This window comes from Blastococcus sp. SYSU DS0616, from assembly GCF_054051015.1.
On record NZ_JBJHAJ010000018.1, the window covers coordinates 67,538 to 85,499 of the forward strand.

Consider the following 17,962-nt stretch of genomic DNA (forward strand, 5'->3'; position numbering starts at 1 on the left):
CTCCCGCGGTGCGGGAAGGGGTCGTCGGCGGTCGCGGTCAGCGCCGGGCGTCGGGCCGGTCGCCGGGCTGGCCCACCGGCGGCGGGACCGACGTCGGCGCGGCCGCGCCCACGGCCTCGGTCGCCTCCTCCGCGGGATCTCCGGGGTCGCTGGTCGCCGTGCCGGCCGCCTCGCCCTGGCGGGCCTGGATGCCCGACTTGGTGCTCAGCGCCAGCTGGGGCAGGAAGAGGAAAACGAAGAACCCGACCGCCACGACGCAGGCGGCGATGAGGAACACCAGGTCGATCGAGTTCGAGAAGCCGACCTTGAAGGGCTGGGCCAGGGCGGCCGGGAGCTCCTGGATGAAGGAGGTGTCGTCCAGCGCTGCTCCGCCGCCGGCGTCCAGCTGCTGGAACTGCGGGGCCAGCTCCGGGTTGGCCCGCACGGTGTCCTGCACGGCGGCGTCGATGTCCCGGGGCAGCCGGGTGAACAGGATCGACAGGAAGGCCGCCGTCCCGATCGTGCCGCCCATCTGGCGGAAGAACGTGACCGAGGAGGTGGCCACGCCCATCTCCCGGGGGGAGACGGCGTTCTGGACGGCGAGGATGACCGGCTGGAAGTTGAAGCCCAACCCCAGGCCCAGCAGCACCATGAACGGGACCAGGGACCAGATGGAGGTGTCGGCCTCGACGAGGAAGGACATCGCCAGCAGCGCGGTCACCATGAGGGCGATCCCGACGAGCGGGAAGACCTTGTACTTGCCGGTCCTGGAGATGGCGATGCCGGAGCTCATCGCGCCGACCATGATCCCGCCGACGAGGGGGATCATCTGCAGCCCCGCCACCGTGGCGCTGGAACCCTGCACGATCTGCAGGTACTGCGGCAGCAGCAGCAGGCCGCCGAACATCCCGGCACCCATGACCACGCTGCCCACACCGCTCACCGCGAAGCTGCGGTTGCCGAACAGCCGCAGGGGCAGCAGGGCGTCGTCCCCGTACGCGCGCTCGGCCAGGAGGAACAGCACGAAGCCGACGGCGCCGATCACATAGCAGGTGACGGCCGCCGAGGAGGTCCAGCCCCAGGTGCGGCCCTGCTCGGCGACGATCAGCAGGGGGACGAGGAAGGTGACCAGCGCCAGGGCGCCGGGCCAGTCGATCCGGTGCTCACGGCGCTCGTGCGGGAGGTGGAGCACCCGCCACACGGCGGCGAAGGCCAGCACGCCGAGCGGCACGTTGATCCAGAAGATCCAGCGCCAGCCGTCGACGCCGAGGATCGAGTCGTGGCCGGCGAAGAAGCCGCCGATGACCGGGCCGAGCACGCTCGAGGTGCCGAAGACGGCCATGAAGTAGCCCTGGTACCGCGACCGCTCCCGGGGCGGGACGATGTCGCCGATGATCGCCAGCGCCAGGGACATCAGGCCACCGGCGCCGATGCCCTGGACCGCCCGGTAGGCGGCGAGCTGGTACATCGTGTCGGCGATGCCGCACAGCGCCGAGCCGACCACGAAGATCGTGATGGCGAACAGGTAGAACGGCCGCCGGCCGTAGATGTCGGAGAGCTTGCCGTAGAGCGGCGTGGCGATGGTCGAGGTGATGAGGAAGGCCGTCGTCGCCCAGGCCTGCAGGTCGTAGCCCTGCAGGTCGTCGGCGATCGTGCGGATCGCGGTGGCCACGACGGTCTGGTCCAGGGCCGCCAGGAACATCGCGACCATCAGGCCGACCAGGATGGTGACGATCTGCCGGTGGCTGAAGGTCCCGCCGGAATCGGGTGCGGCGGCGGCCGCGCGGGCGCTGCGGCGCGCCGCCGCGGCGTTGCGGGTGGTCTGGCTCATCGGGTCTCTCCGGCTGGATCGGTGCTCGGGGTGGAGGCGGCGGCGTTCTCGGCGGCTCCGGGCAGGTCGGCCGCGATGTCGTCGAGCAGGCGGCCGAACAGGGTGGTCAGGGCGGCGAGGTCGGCCTCGTCCCAGTGCGCGGTCACCCGCGCCAGGTGCGCCGTCCGCTCGCTGTGCAGCGCTTCCAGGGCGGCGCGTCCGGCATCGGTGACGACGAGCAGGCTGGCCCGGCCGTCGCTCTCGTCGGCGACCCGGCGCACCAGCCCCTGCTCCACCAGTGCCGCCACGTGCCGGCTGATCGTGGAGGGGTCGGCGTGCACCAGGTCCGCCAGGGCTCCTTGGCGGAGGGCTCCGAGGCGCACCAGGGGGAAGAGCAGGACGAGCGCTGCGCGGTCGCGGTTCTCCGGGCCGGAGGCCTGGTTCTTCAGGGCCTGGACCAGTCGCATGAACCGGGGCAGCTGCTCGGAGAGCAGTTCCACCTGCGGACGGCCGCCCGTGGGGGTGGTGGCCGCTCCGGGGCGCGCGGGGGAAGACATGGGCCTCCAGGAACGGGGAAATTGGATGTAACGTACAACCCGTTGTGCGGTGCATGCAACGAGTTGCGGTCCGCACGGTGGTGACCTGTCCCACCGCCGCCGCGCCGGGCGGTCGGGCAGTGGGATCCTGGACGGCGGCCCGCCCGTCCCGGGGTCGGCGCCCCGGTACCCCGTCCCGGCCGAGAGGAACGCGAGCGCCCCCGTGAGCCATGTGCACCCCGAGCAGCGGGCGCCGCGCGACGATCTCCGGGAGCGCCTCGCCGGCCTGACTCTCGCCGACGAGCACCGGCTGCGCCGCCGGCTGGACGGGCTGCGCCGGACGAAGGACCAGGGGGCGCGCGACCGGCAGCGGGAGCGCATCGCCGCCGACGTCGCGGCGGCCGAGGAGCGGATCGCACGGCGGCGGGCCGCCGTGCCGGCGATCGGCTACCCCGAGGAGCTGCCGGTCAGCGCCCGGCGCGAGGACATCGCCGCCGCGCTCCGGGACGCCCAGGTCGTGGTCGTCGCCGGCGAGACCGGGTCGGGGAAGACCACCCAGCTGCCCAAGATCGCCCTCGAGCTCGGCCGTGGCGTGCGAGGCCGGATCGGGCACACCCAGCCGCGGCGGATCGCGGCACGCAGCGTGGCCGAGCGGATCGCCGAGGAGCTCGGCACGCCCCTCGGCGAGGTCGTCGGCTTCAAGATGCGCTTCGCCGACCAGGTGTCGGACTCGACGCTGGTGAAGCTGATGACCGACGGCGTGCTGCTGGCCGAGATCGGGCACGACCGGCTGCTGCGCCAGTACGACACGATCATCATCGACGAGGCGCACGAGCGGAGCCTCAACATCGACTTCCTGCTGGGCTACCTCGCCCAGCTGCTGCCGAAGCGGCCCGACCTGAAGGTCGTCATCACCTCCGCGACGATCGACGTCGAGCGGGTCGCGAAGCACTTCGGTGATGCGCCGGTGGTGGAGGTCAGTGGCCGCACCTACCCGGTCGAGGTCCGCTACCGCCCCGTGGTGGACCCGGACGATCCGGACGCCGATCCGGACCGCGACCAGGTGAGCGCGATCCTCGACGCGGTTGACGAGCTGGTCGCCGAGGGGCCGGGCGACATCCTGGTCTTCCTCGCCGGCGAGCGGGAGATCCGCGACACCGCCGACGCGCTGGCCGACCGCGCCCTGCTGAACACCGAGGTGGTGCCGCTCTACAGTCGGCTCTCGGCCGCCGAGCAGCACCGGGTGTTCCAGCCGCACACCGGCCGGCGGGTCGTGCTCTCGACCAACGTCGCCGAGACGTCACTGACGGTTCCGGGCATCCGCTACGTGATCGACCCGGGCACCGCGCGCATCTCCCGGTACAGCCATCGCACGAAGGTCCAGCGGCTGCCCATCGAGCCGGTCAGCCAGGCGTCGGCCCGCCAGCGCTCGGGACGGTGCGGGCGGCTCGGCCCGGGCGTCGCGATCCGGCTCTACAGCGAGGAGGACTTCCTCGCCCGGCCGGAGTTCACCGATCCCGAGATCCTGCGCACCAACCTGGCGTCCGTGCTGCTCCAGATGGCCGCGCTGGACCTCGGGGAGGTCGCCGAGTTCCCGTTCATCGACCCGCCCGACCGCCGCTCCGTCGCCGACGGGCTGGCGCTGCTGGAGGAGCTGCACGCCCTCGACGAGCACGGCAGGCTCACCCCGACCGGCCGCGCCCTGGCCGCGCTGCCGCTGGACCCCCGCATGGCCCGCATGGTGGTGGAGGCCGACCGGCGCGGCGTCCTCGACGAGGTGCTGGTCATCGCCGCAGGCCTGACCATCCAGGACCCGCGCGAGCGGCCCGCCGAGCACCAGCAGGCCGCCGACCAGATGCACGCCCGGTTCGCCGACGAGAACTCCGACTTCCTGGCCCTGCTCAACCTGTGGCGCTACCTCGGCGAGCAGCAGGACGCGCTGTCCGGCAACCAGTTCCGCCGGACCGTGAAGCGGGAGTTCCTGCACTATCTCCGCATCCGCGAGTGGCAGGACCTGCACGGCCAGCTGCGCGGCACCGCGCGGCGGCTGGGCATGGCGGTCGGCGAGCCGGCCGGCGAGCCCGACGAGCGGGGCATCCACGCGTCCCTGCTCGCCGGGCTGCTCAGCCACGTGGGGCTGCAGGTCGAGCACGGCCAGGGGCGGCGGGGCGGGCAGGAAGCAGAGCGTGACAAGCGCCCCGGTCGCGAGTACCTGGGCACCCGGAACACCCGGTTCGTGATCGCGCCGGGCACCCCGCTGGCGAAGAAGCCGCCCCGCTGGGTCGTCGCCGCCGAACTGGTCGAGACCAGCCGGCTGTTCGCCCGCACGGTGGCCCGCATCGACCCCGAGACCGTCGAGAAGCTCGCCGACCACCTGGTCAAGCGCCAGTACTCCGAGCCGCGCTGGGACGCCAAGCGGGGCTCGGTCGTCGCCACCGAGCGGGTGACCCTCTACGGGCTCCCGCTGGTCGTGGGCCGGCGCGTCCAGTACGGCTCCATCGACCCGGTCGTCTCCCGCGAGCTGTTCATCCGGCACGCCCTGGTCCAGGGGGAGTGGACCACCCACCACCGCTTCTGGGCGGAGAACCAGCGCGCGATCGAGCGGGTCGCGGAGCTGGAGGAGCGGGCCCGCCGGCGCGACATCGGCGTCGACGACGAGACGCTGTTCGAGCTGTACGACGCCCGCATCCCCGCCGACGTCGTCTCCACCCGGCACTTCGACCGCTGGTGGAAGCGCGCCCGCCACGAACAGCCGGACCTGCTGACCTTCACGCCGGAGATGCTCACCAACGCCGCCGCGGCGGCGCAGGTCCGGCCGGAGGACTACCCCGACGAGGTGCGCCTGACCCAGGGCCTCGCCCTGCCGCTCTCGTACGCCTTCGCCCCCGGCAGCGCCGAGGACGGCGTGACCGTCGACGTGCCGCTGGGCGTGCTGGACTCGGTGGCGCAGCGCACGTCGGGCGAATCGCTGGCGTTCACCGTGCCGGGGCTGCGCGAGGAGCTGGTGACGGCGCTGCTGCGCACGCTGCCCAAGCCGCAGCGCCGGGCGCTGGTCCCGATCCCCGACCGGGTCCGCGCCGTCCTGCCCCGGATCGACCCCGGCGAGCCCCTGTTGCCGGCCCTGGAGCGGGAACTGCGACGGACGGCCGGTGTGGTGATCCCGCCGGACGCCTGGCAGCCGGACCAGGTGCCCGATCACCTGCGTGCCACCTTCCGCGTGCTCGACGACCAGCAGCGGCCGCTGGCGACCGGCAAGGACCTCGCGGCGCTCAAGGCCCAGGTGGCGCCGCAGGCCCGGGCCAGCCTGGCGCGGGCGGCGTCGGACCTCGAGCGGACCGGCTGCACGTCGTGGCAGTTCGGTGAGCTGCCGCGCACCGTGGAGGTGCGCCGCGGCGACCACGTCGTCACCGCCTATCCCGCGCTGGTGGACGAGGGGACGACGGTCGGCGTCCGGGTGGTCCCCACCGAGGCGGAGGCGAGCCGGCTGACCTGGCGTGGCGCCCGCCGGCTGCTGGTCCTGGTCGCGGGCTCGCCGGTCAAGCAGGTGGTGAAGGGGCTGCGGCCCGCCACCCGGCTGGCCCTGCAGTTCAACCCGGACGGCGAGATCCCCGACCTCGTGGCCGACTGCGTCGACGCGGCCGCCGACGAGCTGATCGCCGCGGCGGGCGGCCCTCCGCGGGAACCGGAGGCCTTCGCGGCACTGGTGACCACGGCCAAGGCGCAGTTGCAGCCGCTCGCCGTCGACGTCGTCGGCCGGGTCGAGGCCGTGCTGACCCGGGCGCGCGAGGTGGCGGTGGCGATCGGTGCGGCGCCGGGCCGCCGGGTGCCCGACGCGGCGGTCGCCGACCTCCGGCGCCAGATGACCGGGCTGCTGCACCGCGGCTTCGTGGCCGCGACCGGTCGCCGGCGCCTGCCCGACGTCGTCCGGTACCTCACGGCGATGGCACACCGGCTCGAGAAGCTGCCGACGAACGCGGCGCGCGACGAGCTGTGGATGCAGCAGGTGGCCGCGGTGACGGCCGAGTACGAGCAGCTGCGGCGGCAGGTCCCGCCGACCGGGGCGCCGGACGACCCGGTCGTCCGGGTGCGCTGGATGATCGAGGAGCTGCGGGTTGCTCTCTTCGCCCAGAACGTCGGCACGCCGCGCCCGGTCTCCGAGCAGCGCATCTACAAGGCGATCGACGCGATCCTGGGGTAGTCCGACGGGCTCACCCGGCCGCGCCGGCGCCGCTCTCCTTCAGCAGCGCCGAGATGCGCTGGCGGGTGACGCCGAACAGCGCGGCGATCCGGTTGATGCTCACCTGCTCGCGCTGCAGCGCCGCCGCCTCCTCGCACCGCCAGGTGTGGCCGGCCGTCGCCAGGGAGGTCAGCACGGTGGAGACCCTCTCGACGACCAGCGGGCGGGACTCCTCCGTCACCAGCTCCAGCCAGGGCCGGCCCGCGCGGCGCTCGACCAGCAGCCGGTCGGCCCGGGCGCGAGCGCGTTGCAGCTCTACGAGCGAGCCGTCGATGCAGGCGATCAGGCCTTCGAGCGCCTGCGTGGCGGGCTCGTCCGGTGCTGCGTCCGGACTGGGCATGCTGCTCCTCACGGACGCGGGCAACGGGACGGGCGAACTCTAGCGGGATATATATCGCACACAACCGGCATGGGGCGCAAGGGGGGTTGCGCCCCACGCCCCGACAGTGGACAGTTGCGCACAACACAGTCGAGTTCCCCGTCCGAACTGCCGATGAGTCCGGCATCGGGCGGCCGCGCCGACACCCGCCCGCCGGCAGAACGGAACGCTCCATGTCCACGCTCAGCGCCAGCCTCGACCTCCCCCCGGTCGCCGCCAGTGTCCCGGCGGCCCGGCGGCTGGTGCGCGAGCTGCTGCGGTCGTGGGGCGCCCGCCAGGACCACGACGACGCGGCCCTCCTGGTGACCGAACTGGTGGCCAACGTCGTGGACCACGTGGGCGGCAGCGCGTGTCTCACCGTGGAGGCGACCTACTCCGAGGACTGGCTCCGGCTCGCCGTCGTCGACTGCTCCCCGGTCCGGCCGGCGGTCCAGCAGCTCTCCCCGGACCGACCCCGCGGGAGGGGCATGCTGATGGTGGAGGTCCTCGCCGACCGGTGGGGGTGCGAGGACTACCGCGACGGCAAGCGGGTGTGGTTCGAGCTGCGTCCGCCCCGGCTGTGATCCACCAGCTGGTTTGCCGCCCTCGCCGAGCGGGGACGGGCGGAGGGGAAGCCAGCCGAAGGAAGGGACTGCGCGATGAGCGAGCCGAACACCCACGCTGCAGGTGAGGGAGTCTCCGACGAGGAGATGATCGAGACCGTCGCCGGCCAGACCGACAGCGCGTCGGAGAACGCCGACGTGGCGGGCAAGGACTGGGACGGCGATCCGGGCGCGGCGCCCGCGCCCACCGACGAGGCCTGACCTCCCGACGTCCCGCACCGCCCCCGTCCCGCTCCCGGGACGGGGGCGGCGCCGCGTTCCGTCGCCGGGTCCGCGCTGGCAGACTTCGGTGATGACCGCCACAGCCGAGGTGCGGCCCGCACCCTCCGGGGCGGCGCTCGGGCCGCTCGCCCGCCCCGCGCGCACCGCGGTGCGCTGGGCCGTCCGGCACGCCCTGCCGACGGTCTACCTGTCCCGCAGTGCGCGCCGCGGTGACCTGGTCGGCCGGCTGATGCGTGATCCGGCGCTGCGCGAGCACCCCTACGACCTCTACGAGCAGCTGCGCGCCCGCGGCCCGCTCCCAGGCAGCAGCCTGGGGCTGGTGACGACGTCGCACCCCGTCGCGCAGGAGGTCCTGCGCAGCGACCGGTTCGGCGTCGGCTGGGACCGTTCGGCCGCCCCCGGGGTGATCCGCTGGGCGCTGGAGTTCGGCGACGACCCCACGGCGGCCGGTGTCGCCGAACCGCCGTCCATGCTCGTGGTCGACCCACCCGACCACACCCGGTTCCGCCGGCTGGTGAGCCGGGCCTTCACCCCCCGGGCGACGGCGGCGTTCGAGCCGGTCATCCGGCGCACGGCCGAGCGCCTCCTGGACGACCTGGCGCGCCGCGACGGCACGGTCGACCTCGTCGGTGCCTACGCCGCCCAGCTGCCGGTGCTGGTGATCGCGGACCTGCTCGGCGTGCCTCTCGAGCGCCGGGAGGACTTCCTGCGGTGGGGCGCAGCGGCCGCCGCGACCCTGGACCCCGGCCTGCCGCTGCGCCGCTACCTCGCCGCCGAGAAGGCGCTGCGGGCCATGCACCGATTCCTGGCGGAGCACTTCGCGCGGCTGCGCCACGACCCGGCCGACGACCTGGTCAGCCGGCTGGTCACCCTGCCGGCGGAGGAGGCGCTCACCGACCGGGAGCTGCACGCCACGGTGCTGCTCCTGCTCGGCGCCGGCTTCGAGACCACGATGAACCTGCTGGGCAACGCCGTCGTGCTGCTCGACGTGCACCCCGGCGAGCGGGAGCTCCTCCGCAGCGGCGCCGCAGGCTGGGACGACGCCGTCGAGGAGGTGCTCCGGCTGGACAGCCCCGTGCAGCTGACCGGCCGGACGGCGCGCGCGGAGGTCGAGCTCGCCGGGCGGACGGTGGCCGCCGGCACCCGGGTGACGCTGCTGCTGGGGGCGGCCAACCGCGACCCCGAGGTGTTCCCCGACCCGGCGAGGTTCGACGTCACCCGGGCCAACGCGCGGGAGCACCTGGCCTTCTCCGGCGGCATCCACTACTGCCTGGGCGCGGGGCTGGCGCGGCTGGAGGGCGCCGTCGGGTTGCAGGCGCTCGACGAGCGCTTCCCGCGGCTGCGGGTGGCCGGCCGTCCGCGGCGCCGCGACCTGCGGACCCTCCGCGGCTTCGAGGTCCTCCCGGTGACCCTGCGCTAGGAGCCCGCTCCGCTCCCTGTTGATCAGGTCACCTGATCAACAGGGGTCCTGGCTCACGGTGGACGGTGAGCCAGGACCCCTGCAGGTGAGCCAGGACCCTCGAGGTGAGCCAGGACCGCCCGTTCAGCTGCCGGGGACCAGCATCCCGGCGCCGACCGTCGCGTTGGTCGCCTCGTCCACCAGGATGAACCGGCCGGTCACCCGGTTGCGGCTGTACTCGTCCACGAACAGCGGCTGGGTGGTGCGCAGCCGCACCCGGCCGATGTCGTTGAGGCCGAGCTCGGTCGCGCCCTGCTCGCGGTGCAGCGTGTTGACGTCCAGCCGGTACTGCAGCTCCTTGACCACCGCGCGCACCGAGCGGGTCGTGTGCTTGACGGCCAGTCGCTGCCGGGGACGCAGCGGCTCGTCGGTCATCCAGCACACCAGCGCGTCCAGGTCCTGCGTCACGTGCGGGGCGTTCGCGGGCCGGCAGATCAGGTCGCCGCGGGAGACGTCCAGGTCGTCGGCCAGCCGGACGGTCACCGACATCGGGGCGAAGGCCTCCTCGACGGGGCCGCGCGGCCCGTCGATGCCGGCGATCGTCGTCGTCAGCCCGCTGGGCAGCACCTGGACCTCGTCGCCGGGGCGCAGCACCCCGCTGGCGACCGTCCCGGCGTAGCCCCGGTAGTCGTGGTGCGCGTCCGACTGCGGGCGGATCACGTACTGCACCGGGAACCGGACGTCGATGAGGTTCCGGTCGCTGGCCACGTGCACGTGCTCGAGGTGGTGCAGCAGCGAGGAACCCTGGTACCAGGGGGTGTGCTCGGAGCGGCGGACGACGTTGTCGCCGTGCAGCGCCGAGATCGGGACGACGGTGAGGTCGGGGACGTCGAGCTTCGCGGCGAACGCGGTGAACTCGTCGCGGATCGCCTCGTAGGTGTCCTCCGACCAGTCGACGAGATCCATCTTGTTGACCGCGACGACCAGGTGGGGCACTCGCAGCAGCGAGGCGAGGAAGGCATGGCGCCGGCTCTGCTCCAGCATGCCCTTGCGCGCGTCGACCAGCACGATCGCCAGGTCGGCGGTCGAGGCGCCGGTGACCATGTTCCGCGTGTACTGCACGTGACCGGGGGTGTCGGCCAGGATGAAGGTGCGCCGCGGGGTGGCGAAGTACCGGTAGGCGACGTCGATGGTGATGCCCTGCTCGCGCTCGGCGCGCAGGCCGTCGGTGAGCAGGGCCAGGTCGACGTAGTCACCCTTGCTCGCGCGCTCGACCGCCTCGTACTGGTCCTCGAACACCGCCTTGCTGTCGTAGAGCAGGCGGCCGATGAGCGTGCTCTTGCCGTCGTCCACCGAGCCCGCGGTGGCGATGCGCAGGATGTCCTTGCGCGCGGTGGCGATCTCCGCCGCCGCCTCCGCCGCGGGTGAGTGGACGTCGATGGGGGCGTCGGGGTGGACGCCGGGCTGGTCGGCGGAGCCGGCGGTCATCGGGAGATCTCCTGGCAGAGGACGGCGGAGCGGCGGACGCTGGGGTCCGTCGTCCGGGGAGGCAGAGCGTGTTCGTGCTGGTGGCGGCGGTACCGGCGCTGCTCGTCGTGGTCGCCGGCTACGTCGTCGGCTTCGCGGTGGCGGGCTGGGTCTGCGACCTGCTCGGCGCGCGACCGGGCAGCACGCCGGAGGTGACCGGCTGGTCGACGGGCGTGGTGCTGCTCGCCGCCGTGGTGCGGGTGCTGCTCGTGCTCCGGCGTCGCCGCGGACGGGAGGGGCATCAGAAGTAGCCCTCCTTCTTGCGGTCCTCCATCGCGGCGTCGCTGACCTTGTCGTCGCCCCGGGTGGCGCCGCGCTCGGTCATGCGGGTCACCGCGATCTCGGCGATGACCTCCTCGACCGTGGTGGCGGTCGACGGCACGGCGGCGGTCAGGTTCGCGTCACCGACGGTGCGGTAGCGGACGCTCCGGCGCTGGACCTCCTCGCCCTCGCGCGGGGAGATGAACTGGTTGACCGCGTACAGCATGCCCTGGCGCTCCACGACGTCCCGCTCCTGCGCGAGGTACAGCGGGGGGATGGCGATCTCCTCGCGGAGGATGTACTGCCAGATGTCGAGCTCGGTCCAGTTCGACAGCGGGAACACCCGGATCGACTCGCCGAGGTGGATCCGGCCGTTGTAGAGGTCCCAGAGCTCGGGCCGCTGGTTCTTCGGGTCCCACTGGCCGAACTCGTCGCGGAAGGAGAACACCCGCTCCTTGGCGCGGGCCTTGTCCTCGTCGCGCCGGGCGCCGCCGAACAGCGCGGTGAACCCGTGCTCCTCGACCGCGTCGAGCAGCACCGGCGTCTGGATGCGGTTGCGGGAGCCGTTGGGCTCCTCCTTCACCGTGCCCGCCGCGATCGCCTCGGGCACCGAGGCGACCACGAGCTGGACACCCAGCTCCGCCACCCTCCGGTCGCGGAACTCCAGGACCTCCGGGAAGTTCAGCCCGGTGTCCACGTGCATGACCGGGAACGGGATGCGCGCCGGCGCGAAGGCCTTGCGGGCCAGCTCCAGCATCACGATGGAGTCCTTGCCGCCGGAGAACAGCAGCACCGGCCGCTCCAGTTCGGCGACCACCTCACGGATGACGTGGATGGACTCGGCCTCCAGCGTCTCCAGCTGGCTGAGCCGGTAGTCGGGCGTCGTCACGCTCTCGTGCTCCACGGGGCTAGGGGTCGGGCGACCCGACCGGCGCAACCCGGTCGGATCGGTGGGGATTGGTGCCCAGTGTCCGCTATCGGGCGGCGGCGACCGCAGCCAGGACCTCGTCGGCCAGCTCCGGACGCGCGACGACCAGGTCGGGCAGGTAGGGGTCGGGGGCGTTGTAGACCAGCGGCGACCCGTCCAGCCGGCAGGTCACCAGGCCGGCGGCGCGAGCGACGCCGACCGGCGCGGCGGAGTCCCACTGGTACATGCCGCCGCCGTGCACGTAGGCGTCGACCTCGCCGCGCACCACCGCGAGGGTCTTGTAGCCGGCCGAGCCCATCGGCACCAGCTCGCCGCCCAGAGCGGCGGCCACGGCCTGCGCCTCGGCCGGAGGGCGGGTGCGGCTGACGGCGATGCGGACCGGCCCCGCCGGCCGGGGTGGCAGCACCGGTGCGGGGTCGGTGACGTGCACCTCGCCGAGCGCCGGCAGCGCCACGGCCGCCGCCACCAGGTCACCGCCGGCCCACAGCGCGACGTGCACCGCCCAGTCGCTCCGGGCGGGATCGGAGTACTCGCGGGTGCCGTCGAGCGGATCGACGATCCAGACGCGGTCGGCGGTCAGCCGGCGGGGGTCGTCCACGGCCTCCTCGCTGAACACGGCGTCGCCGGGGCGCGCGTCGGTGAGCACGGCGAGGATCGCCCGCTGCGCGGCGGCGTCCCCGGCGTCTCCCAGCGCCCGCCCGCCGGGCCCGCCGGTCCGCAGCGGCAGGAGGGCGGTGGCCGCGGCGCGGGCGGCCGCCACCGCGACCGCGACGTCGCCGCCCGGGGTCAGCTCCACTGGACGGAGGTGGCGTCGCCGGGCCGGCGGGGCGGGGTGTGCCGGCCCTCGACGTCGGTGATGGCGCCGAAGTAGGCCCGGGCCTTCTCCGGGCGCGGCATGACGAAGATCCCGCGCGCCTCGACGAGCGGCTGCCCGGGCTCGGCGGCCAGCGCGATCGTGCCGGCGATGACCGACTTGCGGCCCTCGGTGCTCTCGACCCACGCGCGCAGCACCAGCGGGGTCTCCAGCGGCAGCGGGCCGCGGTAGTCCAGCTCCAGGTGCGCGGTCATGCCCCACAGGCCCGCCGCGCCGGCCGCGCTGCCGAGCAGCTGGTCCATGAACAGGGCGCTCATGCCGCCGTGCACGTAGCTGGGCGGGCCCTCGTAGGCGACACCCAGGGTGACCTCGGCGACCACACCGCCCTCCTCCCGGCGCACCACGAGCGGCGGCGCGAGGGCGTTCCCGGTGCCGACGACCGGATTGAAGACCCGTCGGCCCACGGACGGGTCGTCGAGCGCCGGCAGCACCGAGGCCGGGCGCCGGGAGGCGGCGATGCGGGCGGTCGCCTGCCGCACCAGGTCGGTCGCGGCCGCGATCTCGGTCGCCGGCTCCGTCGTGGTGACCGACATCTCGATCAGCTCGCGGATCGCCGCCCCCAGGTCGGTGGACGCCGCCATCAGCGCCGGGTCGTAGGAGGCCGCGGTGTCCGGGTGGCCGTCGTTCGTCGTCACCACCAGATGGTCGCAAGCCGGGTCACGACGAACTCGTCGCACCCCCGTCCGGGCCGCCGCGGGGCAGTCGCACGGTGACGGCCAGGCCCGCCCCGGGCGCGGTCTCCAGCGAGGCGGATCCGCCGTGGGCAGCCGCGAGCGAGGCGACGATCGACAGCCCGAGGCCGGTGCCGCCGGCCGCCCGCGTGCGGGAGGCGTCGGCCCGGTAGAAGCGCTCGAACGCGCGCTCGGCGTCGGCCGGCTCCATGCCCGGGCCCTCGTCGGCGACCCGGAGCAGGAGGACGTCGTCGTCGGCGGGGTCCTGTGCCACGGAGACCTGCACGCGGGTTCCCGCCGGGGTGTGCGTGAGCGCGTTCGTGACGAGGTTGCCGACCACCTGCCGCAGGCGGCTCTCGTCGCCGAGCACGACCGGCACGTCGGTGAGCGACTCGTCCAGGTGCAGGCTGATCGGCCGGTCCGGCTGGACGGCGCGGGCGTCGTGCACCGCGTCGCCGGCGATCGCGGCCAGGTCGACCGGGGCCAGGGACAGCGGTCGCTGCTGGTCCATCCGGGCCAGCAGCAGCAGGTCCTCGACGAGCAGTCCCATCCGGCTGCCCTCGGCCTCGATCCGCTGCATCAGCCGGGCGACGTCCGCCTCCTCCCGGACGGCCCCCTGCCGGTACAGCTCGGCGAAGCCGCGGATGGAGGTCAGCGGGGTGCGCAGCTCGTGGCTGGCGTCGGCGACGAACCGGCGCAGCCGCTGCTCGGAGCCGCGTGCCTGCTCCTCCGACGCCTGCTGGGCGCGGAAGGCGGTCTCGATCCGGGCGAGCATGCCGTTGAGCGCCGTGGAGAGACGGCCCACCTCCGTACGGTCGTCGCCGACCGGGACCCGCCGCGAGAGATCGCCCGCGGCGATGGCCCGGGCGGTCTCCTCGACCTCGGCCAGCGGCCGGAGGCTGTTGCGCACCAGGACGTAGCCGGCGGCGCCCAGCAGCGCCAGCACCGCCAGACCCACGACCAGCTCGATGCGGATCAGCCGGGAGATCGCCCCTCCGTCGCGCCCCTGGTCCTCGCCGACCACCAGGGTGTAGCCCCCCGGCAGCTCGCCCGAGGCCATGCGCCACGCGTTCCGGCCGGAGCCGACCGTGATCGCGGGACCGCCCTCGCGGAGGGCCTCGACGTCCGCCTCGTCCAGCTCCGGCAGCTCGTGGACGCCGGGGCCGTACGGCTCCCCGATGACCACGGGCTCGTCGCTGTCCGGCGGGAGGCAGGCGACGTAGAGGGGGCTGGGTTCCGAGATCTCCCGGAGGCAGGTGCTGACCAGCCGCGGGCCCTGGTTGCTGGCGACGATGGCCTGCAGCTCGTCGTCCTGCTGCTCCTGCAGGTAGTCCGCGAGCAGGGACGTCGCGGCGGCCCCGGTGGCCAGGAGCGCGACCGAGACGAGGGCGACCAGGAGCGCGACCAGGGTCACGCGCAGGGGGATCTGCTGCCCCCCGGCGCGCACGGGGCCCTGCCCGTCCATCGCGGTCAGGAGCCGCGCGGCAGCCGCAGGGTGTAGCCGACCCCGCGGATCGTCTGCAGCAGGCGCGGCTCGGTCGTGTCGATCTTGCGGCGTAGGTAGGAGATGTAGGACTCCACGACGTTCGCCTCGCCGTTGAAGTCGTAGTTCCACACGTGGTCGAGGATCTGCGCCTTCGACAGCACCCGCCCGGCGTTGGCCATCAGGTAGCGCAGCAGCTTGAATTCGGTGGGGGAGAGGCTGATGACCTCGCCGGCCTTGATGACCTCGTGGGTCTCCTCGTCCAGCTCGATGTCGGCGAACGTCATCCGGGGGGCATCGGCCTCCCGCTGCGTTCCCGCCGTGCGCCGCAGGACGGCCCGGATGCGGGCCACGACCTCGTCCAGGCTGAACGGCTTGGTCACGTAGTCGTCGCCGCCGAGGGTCAGCCCGGAGATCTTGTCCTCCGCGGCATCCCGGGCGGTGAGGAAGAGCACCGGGGTGTGGCGGCCGGTCTCCCGGAGGCGCCGCACGACACCGAAGCCGTCGAGGCCCGGCATCATGACGTCCAGCACCAGGAGGTCGGGCCGGAACGAGGCGGCCAGCGCGAGGGCCTGCTGACCGTCGGCGGCGGTGGCCACCTCGAAGCCCGCGTAGCGGAGGCTGGCCGACAGCAGCTCGCGGATGTTCGGCTCGTCGTCGACCACGAGCAGGCGGGCCTCCGGCGCCGTGCGCCCGGTGGGCTGGGTGCCGGACATCGCTCCTCCGGTGGCGTGCGCCGATGCCGTCGTCATGCCCCCAGGGTGGGGACGCCGGCTGCGGTGGATCTGGACGCTACCTGTGAACCTCCTGGGAACCGACCCGGGCCACGCGGCGGACGGGTCAGTCGGCCGGCGCCATCGCCCGGCCGCGCCGCCAGTAACCGATGGCATGGTGCTGGGCCCGGCCGAGCCCCCAGCGACCGCGCAGGTCGGCCCGGATGGCCCGCACGGCGGCCGACTCGGCGCCCACCCAGGCGAAGACGTCGTCACCCGGGGGCCGCTCCAGGGCCGCCACGGCGTCGACGAGCAGCGTGCTCTCCCCGGGAGGCGTCGCGCCCCGGTGCAGCCAGCGCAGGTCGACGCCCGGTGGGGCGGCCAGCTGCTGCTCCTCCTCCGGTCCGGCCACCTCGAGGTAGGCCACACCGGTCGTCTCCGGCGGTGCGGCGGCGAGGATGCGGCTCACGGCGGGCAGCGCCGTCTCGTCCGCGGCGAGGAGCAGCCACCGGGCCGGGCGTTCGGCGAGCGAGGCGGCGCCGGCGACGCCGAGCAGGGCGCCGGGGCGGGCCGCCGCGGCCCAGGACGCGGCCGGGCCGTCGCCGTGGAGCACGAAGTCGATGTCCAGCTCGCCCGCGGCCGGGTCCTGCCGGCGGGCGGTGTAGCTGCGCAGTGCGACGCCGTGGCTGCCGTCGGGCCACACGACCCGGCCGTCGCGCTGGATCAGCGGCCAGCGGGGAGCCGGGTCGTCCACCCGGGGCACCAGCAGGTTCACCGTCGGCCCGGCCGCCGCCACCGCCTCCGCCGTCCCGGTGAGGGTCACCCGGCGGACCGAGGGCGTCACGTCGGTGACCGCGACGACGGTGAGGACGTCGACCGGGCGCAGGCCGTCCACGAGGGCGGCGTCGTTCGCGGTGGTCACGTCCGACGAGCCTAGGCGGGCGGCTGGCCCGGTCTGCGCATGTGTGTCCGGGCCTTGCTGCGGGCAGGGGCAGGGGCAGCACCGTCCGACGAACGGAGACCACGATGGCCGACGAGTTCGACAAGGGCACCACGTCACCTGGAAGAGCCACGGCTCGACGACGGAGGGCACGGTCGAGCGGAAGATCACCTCCGACACCGAGGCCTCCGGCCGCACCGTGCGCGCCAGCGAGGACGACCCGCAGTACGAGGTGCGCAGCGAGAAGTCCGGGCGCACCGCGGTGCACAAGCCGGGTGCCCTCGACGAGGCCTGACCCCCTTCGCGGACGGATCCACGGCCCGGCGGTGCCGGGCCCCAACACCAGGAGGCACACGTGACCGAGTCCGCAGGCGAGTTCGCCGGCTCGCGCAGCACCAAGCACAACCCGCGCCTCGACGAGGAGCTCGAGCACGAGACGCAGGGGATGATGAAGGCCGAGCGGGCCACCCGGTCGCACGAGTGGCGCGAGGTCGAGCCGGTCGCCGAAGGTGACCCCGACGTCGACGCCGACCCGGCCGGCACCCTCGTCGGTGGCACCCCCGTGGGCATGACCGAGGACGCGGTCGTGGCGCGCGCCGAGCTCGCGCGGTGGCTGGACCGGGCCGACTTCCCGAGCACCGGCCCCGACCTGGTCGAGGCGGCCCGCGACCACCGGGCCCCCGACGTCGTCGTCAGCGAGCTGGAGCGACTGCCCGAGGGGGAGACCTACGAGCGGATCGGCGACGTGGTCCGCGCGCTGGGCTACCCCACCGAGACCGGCTCCGGTCCGGGCGCCTAGCCCGGACGCCCCTCCGGTCGCCTCGACCGCCCGGGGTGGGAGGGCGTCGGCTCAGGAGCCGGCGCCCTCCGACTCTCTCTCCCGCGCCTCGCCGTCGGCGATCTCCTCGGCACCGCGCCGGCGGAACAGCTTCGAGCCGGGGAAACCCTTCACGATCTGCCGCATGTCCTGGACCGTGTCGACGAGGTCCCGGACGTCGGTCCCCACGTTCTCCAGCCCCTCCAGCGCGGGGAGGACCTGCTCGTCGAGGTGCCCGAGCACCTGCGGCAGCCGGTCGATGAGCGTGATGAGCGCGTCCACCTCCGTCGCGTCGAACTCGGCCGCCAGTCGCCGGATGGACGGCGCCAGGGCGGTGAGCGCGGGCTCGTAGTCGGTCAGCAGCGGCTCGACGCGACCGACCAGCCCCTCCGCGCGCCCGACGATGCCGTCGGCCCGTTCCGTGGTGCCGGCGACCCGGTCGATGGCGTCGTCGGCCTTGGTGCGGGTGTGGCCCATGGCCTCGATGGCGTCGTCGGCTTTGGTGCGGGTGTGGCCCATGGCCTCGATGGCGTCGTCGGCTTTGGTGCGGGTGTGGCCCATGGCCTCGATGGCGTCGTCGGCTT

General features: G+C 74.1%; 17 protein-coding genes and 1 pseudogene. 7 read left to right on the forward strand and 11 right to left on the reverse strand.

The features are described 5' to 3' along the window. Window positions 1–37: 37 nt before the first annotated feature. Entirely contained in the window at window positions 38–1,810 is a 1,773-nt protein-coding gene (locus ACI79K_RS14325) for an MDR family MFS transporter (protein WP_456600020.1), read from the reverse strand. Further along, complete coding sequence (locus ACI79K_RS14330) at window positions 1,807–2,346, reverse strand: MarR family winged helix-turn-helix transcriptional regulator (RefSeq protein WP_456589975.1); 540 nt, start codon at window positions 2,344–2,346, stop codon at window positions 1,807–1,809. The genes ACI79K_RS14325 and ACI79K_RS14330 overlap by 4 nt, the downstream gene beginning before the upstream one ends. 202 nt (window positions 2,347–2,548) lie before the next feature. Here ACI79K_RS14330 and hrpA point away from each other — a divergent pair, with 202 nt between their 5' ends. Next, window positions 2,549–6,523, forward strand: a complete 3,975-nt coding sequence (gene hrpA, locus ACI79K_RS14335; protein WP_456589974.1) for an ATP-dependent RNA helicase HrpA — start codon at window positions 2,549–2,551, stop codon at window positions 6,521–6,523. Between the two features lie 10 nt (window positions 6,524–6,533). Here hrpA and ACI79K_RS14340 read toward each other — a convergent pair whose 3' ends face one another. Continuing rightward, window positions 6,534–6,902, reverse strand: a complete 369-nt coding sequence (locus tag ACI79K_RS14340) for a hypothetical protein (protein ID WP_456589973.1) — start codon at window positions 6,900–6,902, stop codon at window positions 6,534–6,536. Between the two features lie 212 nt (window positions 6,903–7,114). On the opposite strand from ACI79K_RS14340, the gene ACI79K_RS14345 reads away from it, so the two are divergent. The 3 genes from ACI79K_RS14345 to ACI79K_RS14355 all read left to right on the forward strand — a co-directional run bounded on the left by ACI79K_RS14345 (window position 7,115) and on the right by ACI79K_RS14355 (window position 9,185). Then, a complete protein-coding gene (locus tag ACI79K_RS14345) occupies window positions 7,115–7,504 on the forward strand; it encodes an ATP-binding protein (RefSeq protein WP_456589972.1) in 390 nt (129 codons plus the stop codon). Between the two features lie 75 nt (window positions 7,505–7,579). Continuing rightward, window positions 7,580–7,744 (forward strand): hypothetical protein, encoded by a 165-nt coding sequence (locus tag ACI79K_RS14350; RefSeq protein WP_456589971.1) that lies wholly within the window; start codon window positions 7,580–7,582, stop codon window positions 7,742–7,744. Between the two features lie 91 nt (window positions 7,745–7,835). Beyond that, the gene (locus ACI79K_RS14355; RefSeq protein WP_456600021.1) at window positions 7,836–9,185 is read left to right on the forward strand and encodes a cytochrome P450; all 1,350 of its coding nucleotides are present in this window, start codon (window positions 7,836–7,838) and stop codon (window positions 9,183–9,185) included. Between the two features lie 123 nt (window positions 9,186–9,308). Here ACI79K_RS14355 and ACI79K_RS14360 read toward each other — a convergent pair whose 3' ends face one another. After that, the gene (locus ACI79K_RS14360) at window positions 9,309–10,652 is read right to left on the reverse strand and encodes a sulfate adenylyltransferase subunit 1 (RefSeq protein ID WP_456589969.1); all 1,344 of its coding nucleotides are present in this window, start codon (window positions 10,650–10,652) and stop codon (window positions 9,309–9,311) included. Window positions 10,653–10,720: 68 nt separating this feature from the next. Here ACI79K_RS14360 and ACI79K_RS14365 point away from each other — a divergent pair, with 68 nt between their 5' ends. Further along, window positions 10,721–10,942, forward strand: a complete 222-nt coding sequence (locus ACI79K_RS14365) for a hypothetical protein (RefSeq protein ID WP_456589968.1) — start codon at window positions 10,721–10,723, stop codon at window positions 10,940–10,942. On the opposite strand, the gene cysD is transcribed toward ACI79K_RS14365, so the two are convergent. From cysD to ACI79K_RS14395, 6 genes are all read right to left on the reverse strand, one after another. After that, window positions 10,933–11,841 carry a sulfate adenylyltransferase subunit CysD gene (gene cysD, locus ACI79K_RS14370; RefSeq protein ID WP_456589967.1) on the reverse strand — a complete coding sequence of 303 codons (909 nt, stop codon included), beginning with the start codon at window positions 11,839–11,841 and terminating at the stop codon, window positions 10,933–10,935. The two genes, ACI79K_RS14365 and cysD, sit on opposite strands and share 10 nt — an antisense overlap. 85 nt (window positions 11,842–11,926) lie before the next feature. Then, entirely contained in the window at window positions 11,927–12,676 is a 750-nt protein-coding gene (locus ACI79K_RS14375) for an inositol monophosphatase family protein (RefSeq protein WP_456600022.1), read from the reverse strand. After that, the gene (locus ACI79K_RS14380) at window positions 12,667–13,389 is read right to left on the reverse strand and encodes a PaaI family thioesterase (RefSeq protein ID WP_456600023.1); all 723 of its coding nucleotides are present in this window, start codon (window positions 13,387–13,389) and stop codon (window positions 12,667–12,669) included. Before ACI79K_RS14380 ends, ACI79K_RS14375 begins: the two co-directional genes overlap by 10 nt. A 22-nt stretch (window positions 13,390–13,411) precedes the next feature. After that, on the reverse strand, window positions 13,412–14,890 hold the full coding sequence (locus ACI79K_RS14385) for a sensor histidine kinase (protein WP_456600024.1): 1,479 nt from the start codon (window positions 14,888–14,890) through the stop codon (window positions 13,412–13,414). Between the two features lie 5 nt (window positions 14,891–14,895). Beyond that, window positions 14,896–15,660, reverse strand: a complete 765-nt coding sequence (locus ACI79K_RS14390) for a response regulator transcription factor (RefSeq protein WP_456589963.1) — start codon at window positions 15,658–15,660, stop codon at window positions 14,896–14,898. Window positions 15,661–15,748: 88 nt separating this feature from the next. Beyond that, window positions 15,749–16,543 (reverse strand): siderophore-interacting protein, encoded by a 795-nt coding sequence (locus ACI79K_RS14395; RefSeq protein ID WP_456600025.1) that lies wholly within the window; start codon window positions 16,541–16,543, stop codon window positions 15,749–15,751. A 43-nt stretch (window positions 16,544–16,586) separates the two neighbouring features. Between ACI79K_RS14395 and ACI79K_RS14400 the strand changes: the two genes are divergently transcribed. Together ACI79K_RS14400 and ACI79K_RS14405 are read left to right on the forward strand one after the other, a co-directional pair. Continuing rightward, the gene (locus tag ACI79K_RS14400; protein ID WP_456600026.1) at window positions 16,587–16,856 is read left to right on the forward strand and encodes a DUF2945 domain-containing protein; all 270 of its coding nucleotides are present in this window, start codon (window positions 16,587–16,589) and stop codon (window positions 16,854–16,856) included. Window positions 16,857–16,916: 60 nt separating this feature from the next. Continuing rightward, complete coding sequence (locus ACI79K_RS14405) at window positions 16,917–17,360, forward strand: DUF2795 domain-containing protein (RefSeq protein WP_456589960.1); 444 nt, start codon at window positions 16,917–16,919, stop codon at window positions 17,358–17,360. Between the two features lie 51 nt (window positions 17,361–17,411). On the opposite strand, the pseudogene ACI79K_RS14410 reads toward ACI79K_RS14405, so the two are convergent. Further along, window positions 17,412–17,962: pseudogene (locus ACI79K_RS14410) on the reverse strand (hypothetical protein); the annotation flags it as partial.